At 33.2% G+C, this 6,087-nt stretch carries 4 protein-coding genes, 1 tRNA gene and 1 pseudogene; all 6 read right to left on the bottom strand.

Features of this window, described 5'->3' with window-relative positions; all coding sequences use genetic code 11:
* A pseudogene (locus AABM47_RS04170) lies at positions 1–1,137 on the bottom strand (hypothetical protein); the annotation flags it as partial.
* A gap of 138 nt (positions 1,138–1,275) precedes the next feature.
* A complete protein-coding gene (gene scpA / locus AABM47_RS04165; RefSeq protein WP_338409668.1) occupies positions 1,276–3,405 on the bottom strand; it encodes a methylmalonyl-CoA mutase in 2,130 nt (709 codons plus the stop codon).
* Between the two features lie 3 nt (positions 3,406–3,408).
* Positions 3,409–4,776, bottom strand: coding sequence for a methylmalonyl-CoA mutase subunit beta (locus tag AABM47_RS04160; protein WP_338409667.1), 1,368 nt, complete (start codon positions 4,774–4,776; stop codon positions 3,409–3,411).
* Positions 4,777–4,880: 104 nt separating this feature from the next.
* Entirely contained in the window at positions 4,881–5,231 is a 351-nt protein-coding gene (locus AABM47_RS04155; protein ID WP_338409666.1) for a septum formation initiator family protein, read from the bottom strand.
* Complete coding sequence (udk, locus tag AABM47_RS04150; RefSeq protein WP_338409669.1) at positions 5,232–5,942, bottom strand: uridine kinase; 711 nt, start codon at positions 5,940–5,942, stop codon at positions 5,232–5,234.
* Positions 5,931–6,005 (bottom strand) — tRNA-Pro (locus tag AABM47_RS04145). Before AABM47_RS04145 ends, udk begins: the two co-directional genes overlap by 12 nt.
* Positions 6,006–6,087 lie beyond the last annotated feature (82 nt).

Genomic DNA, 6,087 nt, shown 5'->3' with positions numbered 1-6,087 from the left:
AACAGTTGGACTTAAAATTAACGAATTGGCTAAAATTAAAGTTCCGTTTGCAGCTGCATCGTACCAATTGACACTTTCATTTGTGTTTACAGAAACTTCCAGCAAGGCAGATTGATTGCTGCATATGTTTTGATTGCCATTTGATACAGGTGCATTGGGCCTTGGATTAACAGTAACAGTATAAACATCTGATAAAATTGAACAGAATGAATTATTTAAATTAGCCAAGTCTTGAGCAACTTTGACTCTGTAATAGGTAGTTGCACTCAACAGCGTAGGAATAGTAAAAGTTGTTGATGTTATTCCTGACATATCTGTATAAGTAATATTGTCAGTACTATTTTGCCATTGATAAACATGTGTTGCAGTACCGGTAGTGATAACTTGTAAATTTGGATTTGTTACACTTGAATTTTCACAAACTACGATGTTGTTTCCAGAAAGTGAAGTATTTATTACTGAACTAGATTCTCCACAAGACCTAAACATAATATCATCAATAGCTAAATCGTTTCCGCAACCACCAGCACCATTATTTCTCATTTTTAAAATAACAGCAGATTGCCCAGCTGGCATTGTAAAAAGGGTTGCATATTGAGCCCAATTGGGCGTAGAAGTACCATTTATGCTTCCGGTGCTAACAGATTGTAAAAGAGTTGTATCTGTAGCATCCCAAATTTCGAAAGTTACATTTACGGGAATTCCTGTTCCAGAACAAAAGTTTGAAGCCGAATTGTAAATATTAAGTAACCAAGCCGAAAATTCAAAAGTTGTGTTGCTACACAAGCCAGTTACAGTTCTTTTGTAAAATTGACCTTGTGTATAACTGGCATTAATAATTAAAGATTTTCCATTTACACCTTCGGGGTCAGTATCTGGAGTATGGTCTAAAGAATACAGCCAGTTAGCATTTAAATTGGTTCTGTAGTATAGGGTATATTGACCATCTTGGGGAAAACCACTACCTACAAAGGCATAGTTGGTTACACCTGCTGCTAGAGCAGGGCCATAATTGGTTCCGCTTCCAAAATTTTCTAAAAAAACAGGAGCACCAGTACTTCCTGTACAAAAACTCAATTGCCCATACGATAGAGCTTGATTCAATAGCATTAGAGTTAAAAGAATTTTTTTTAGCATTTTTTTTGTAAATGATTTATTAGGGAGTAAACATATAGAATTATTAAATATTTTTTTCTTTTTGGGATATAATAAAACTATACAACATAAAAAAAGCATCAATAAAAGTGAATTGATGCTTATAAATACTAATCTTTTTTAATTTTCTATGAGGATTTCTAAAATACGTATCGCAGCATCGCTTATTTTTGTTCCTGGACCAAAAACGGCAACAGCACCAGCATCAAAAAGAAATTGGTAATCTTGCGAAGGAATTACACCTCCAACAATAACCATAATATCTTCACGACCGTATTTTTTTAATTCTTCAATGACCTGTGGAACCAAAGTTTTATGCCCAGCAGCTAATGAAGAAACACCTAAAATGTGTACGTCATTTTCTACGGCTTGTTTTGCAGCTTCTTTTGGGGTTTGAAAAAGCGGACCTATGTCAACATCAAATCCTACATCTGCATAGCCTGTTGCAACAACTTTTGCACCTCTGTCATGTCCATCTTGTCCCATTTTTGCAATCATTATACGAGGACGACGGCCGTCTTTCTTTGCAAAAGCATCGGCTAATAGTTTTGCTTTTTCAAAGCTTTCGTTATTTTTTATTTCTTTACTATACACTCCACTAAAACTTCTAATTTGTGCTTTATACCTTCCAAATACTTCTTCCAAAGCATCGCTTATTTCTCCTAAAGTAGCTCTGTGTTTTGCTGCTTCTATCGCCAAAGATAATAAATTGTTGTTTTGGTTTTTAGCACAATCAGTTAATTTTGCTAAAGAGGCTTTTACTTTAGCATCATTGCGCGTTGCTTTTATTTGGGTGAGTCGCTCTATTTGTTGCGTTCGAACCATGTCGTTATCTACATCTAAAATATGCAAAGGATCTTCTTTGTCTAAACGATATTGGTTTATACCAACAATGATGTCTTGGCTGCTGTCAATTCGTGCTTGTTTACGAGCAGCAGCTTCTTCAATACGCAATTTTGGAATTCCTTCTTCAATGGCTTTTGTCATGCCACCTAGCGCTTCAACTTCTTCAATTAAAGCCCAAGCCTTTTCAGTAATTTGGGCAGTTAAACTTTCTACATAATAACTTCCAGCCCATGGGTCAACTGTTTTGGTTATTTTAGTTTCTTCTTGTAAATAAATTTGGGTGTTACGAGCAATTCGAGCCGAAAAATCGGTTGGTAAAGCAATGGCTTCGTCTAAGGCATTGGTATGTAGCGATTGTGTTCCTCCAAAAGCAGCAGCAGTAGCTTCAATGGTGGTTCGAGCTATGTTGTTAAAAGGGTCTTGTTCGGTTAAACTCCATCCACTGGTTTGACAATGGGTCCTTAAAGCGAGAGATTTGTCATTTTTTGGATTAAATTGCTTTACTAATTTTGCCCATAACATACGGGCTGCTCGCATTTTGGCAATTTCCATAAAATGATTCATTCCAATGGCCCAAAAAAAAGATAATCGTGGAGCAAAAGTATCAATATCCATGCCTGCAGCAATTCCTGTTCGTATATATTCTAAACCATCTGCTAAAGTATAGGCCAATTCAATATCAGCAGTTGCTCCAGCTTCTTGCATGTGGTATCCTGATATGGAAATGGAATTAAATTTGGGCATATTTTTGGTTGTATATTCAAATATGTCTGCAATAATTTTCATAGAAGGAGTAGGAGGGTATATGTAAGTATTTCGAACCATAAATTCTTTTAAAATATCATTTTGTATGGTTCCTTCTAAATCTTTTATATCAATACCTTGTTCTTGAGCAGCCACAATATAAAATGCCATGATTGGCAAAACAGCACCATTCATGGTCATGGATACCGACATTTCGTTTAGCGGAATTTGGTCAAAAAGTATTTTCATGTCTTCTACAGAATCTATTGCTACACCTGCTTTTCCAACATCCCCAAAAACCCTTTCGTGATCAGAATCATATCCTCTATGGGTAGCTAAATCAAAAGCTACCGACAACCCTTTTTGACCTGCGGCTAAGTTTCTTCTGTAAAAAGCATTGCTTTCTTCTGCTGTAGAAAATCCTGCATATTGTCGAATGGTCCATGGTCTTTGAACATACATAGTTGCATAAGGGCCCCTAAGGTTTGGTGCAAATCCAGCGGCAAAACCAATGTGCTCAAGATTTTCAATATCTTCTTTAAAATAGGTTTGTTTTATTGCAATATTTTCTGCAGTAAGGAAGCTTTTAACAATGGTTTTCTCTGAATTCTGAATTTCAGCTTCTGACTTTATTTTTATATGTTGGATGTTTTTTCTCATGACTTAGACTTCAGCATTTAATCGTTCTTGTTCTAATTTTTCGGCCAATCGTTTTTCAATAATAGGAGTAACTAAGGTTTTTCTGGGGTTTTGTTTTACAAAAGGATATAACTCTAAATCGTCTTTCATTTTGTCACTTTTGTTAGTGTATTTGTTAGTTCCTAATAAAACTTCAGAACCAGTATCAAATAAGTCTTGTTCTTTTTGAGCCGATTCGTTTATTTTTCTTTGTATAGTACCTTCCTGTAGTTGTGTAATAAATCCACCATTTGCTTCAATATGCTTGAATAATTCCAATGCTTTTTCTGCTAATTGTTGGGTTACGTTTTCTATATAATATGATCCATCAGCAGGGTTGTTTACTTTGTCAAAGTAACTTTCCTTTTTAAGAATCAATAATTGATTGCGAGAAATTCTATCGCCAAACTCATTATCTTTATGATATAAAGCATCATAAGCTAAATTTGCTATAGAATTTGCACCACCTAAAATAGCAGACATGCATTCTGTTGTAGTTCTTAGCATGTTTACATTGTAATCGTATAAAGTTTTATTGCGTTTAGTTGGAGTTGCAACAATATGACATTCTAAGGTGTAATTGTAGGCTTGGGCTAAAGTCTTAAATAAAATTCGTAAGGCTCTTATTTTTGCAATTTCAAAAAAGTAATGGGTTCCAATAGATACTTCAATGGTAATGGGTTGATTTAAATTTTCAATACGATTAAAATATTCGTTTACATGAGCCATTGTGTAAGCTAATTGTTGCACCATATTTGCACCCGCATTTTGATAAATTCCGGTTTGGATGGTTAAAAAAGAACTCTTTAATTTTGATGCAATTTGGTTTAATGATTTAAAATCGGATTCTAAATTTATAAACCAATTTCCACTTTTAGCTAAGCGCGCTATGGGGTCTATTTGTACAATAAATTTTGCTTTATTTTTTAGGGCTAATTCAGAAATAACAGTTACAAAATTATAGGATAAAAAAGGTAAGTTAAAATAATAAATGATATTTTGAAAAGGTAAGTTTTCAATTAAATTTTCAATAGAAATAGTTTCATTTTCAATCGTAAACCGAACGCTTTCTGCTCCTCGGTTTATAGTATCGAGGGCTCTACTATTTGACTTTGCTACATCGTGAACAAAAATATTTTGTACTATTTTGAATTCTGATGCATGCGTGTTAATTGCATTAGTAACAGCATCTTGATCATTATGATAAAAAGGTTTAACTTTTATACCTTCTGGAGATTCCCAAATTAACTTTTGGATATAATCTGCTCCTTTTAAATCAAATTGAATTTGCTGTTTCCATTGTTTTGAGCTAACGGATACAAACTCATTAAAAAAATCATCTTGTTTAGTCACAGTTTTGTTGTTTTATATTTTTTAGTTTCAAAAAGTAGATCAATAGCTTTTTTTAAAATACTAAATTTTATAAAAAAAATGAGCTTATGACGACCAATATAAAATTATAAGGGTAATTTACTTTCTTCTTTATGCATAGCGTCTTCAAACTCTATAATATAAATATCTTCTTCATCTTTTTTCATAAAGTATTTTTCGCGTGCATATTTTTCAATCATGTCTGGGTTTTGTAGCATTTTTATTTTAATGCTGTCAGACTTTATTTCACTTTTAAAAAATTTTTCTTGGGCTTCCAATTCATCAATTTCTTTGTTTAAAAAGCGATGTTCCATATAGGAGTAATTATCTAAAAAAAGCATCCAAAGTATAAATAGAAATAGGATAAGAAAATATTTGTTCCCTATGATTTTTAGGAAAGGATGTTTCAATCGAAGTTCTTGATATTTTTTAAACATTTATTGTTCTATTCGTTGATTAATAACAGCTCTAACTACATCTACTGCTACAGTATTGTATTTGTCGTAAGGAATTATAATATCTGCAAATACTTTTGAGGGTTCTATAAATTGTTGATGCATCGGTTTTAACGTGGTTTGATATCTGTTCAAAACCTCATTTATATCTCTTCCTCGTTCGGTAATATCTCTTTTTAAACGCCTAATAAGGCGCTCATCAGAATCAGCATGTACAAATATTTTAATGTCAAATAAATCACGCAACTCAGGATTAGTAAGAATTAAAATTCCTTCTACTATCATTACTTTTCGGGGATGTGTAATTACCGTGTCATTTGTTCTGTTGTGCGTTAAAAACGAATAAACTGGCTGTTCTATTATTTGATTTTTTTTTAATTTTTTTAGATGATCAATTAATAATTCAAAATCAATTGCTCTAGGATGATCAAAATTAATATTAGATCGTTCTTCATAAGTTAGGTTAGAAGTTTCTCGATAGTACGAGTCTTGTGTAATTATTCCAACTTCTGTATCTGGTAGTTCGTTCATTATTTGATGAACAACGGTTGTTTTACCACTACCTGTTCCGCCAGCAATTCCTATTATGAGCATATACGTATTTTTAACAAAAGTAATAATTTTGAATTTAACTTTGATAAAAATAAAAAAATCCTTTTCGTTTTTGAAAAGGATTTTTTGTCGGGGTGGCAGGATTCGAACCTGCGGCCTCCTGCTCCCAAAGCAGGCGCGATAACCGGGCTACGCTACACCCCGAAAACGAGGGGCAAATATACCACTAAAAATGATTAATCAAAATATTTTTCTTCAGATTTATTATTTTTTTTATTGTTGACCT

Origin of the sequence: uncultured Flavobacterium sp. (assembly GCF_963925415.1) — a bacterium.
Taxonomy (GTDB): domain Bacteria; phylum Bacteroidota; class Bacteroidia; order Flavobacteriales; family Flavobacteriaceae; genus Flavobacterium.
This window is presented reverse-complemented; position numbering and strand designations above follow the sequence as displayed.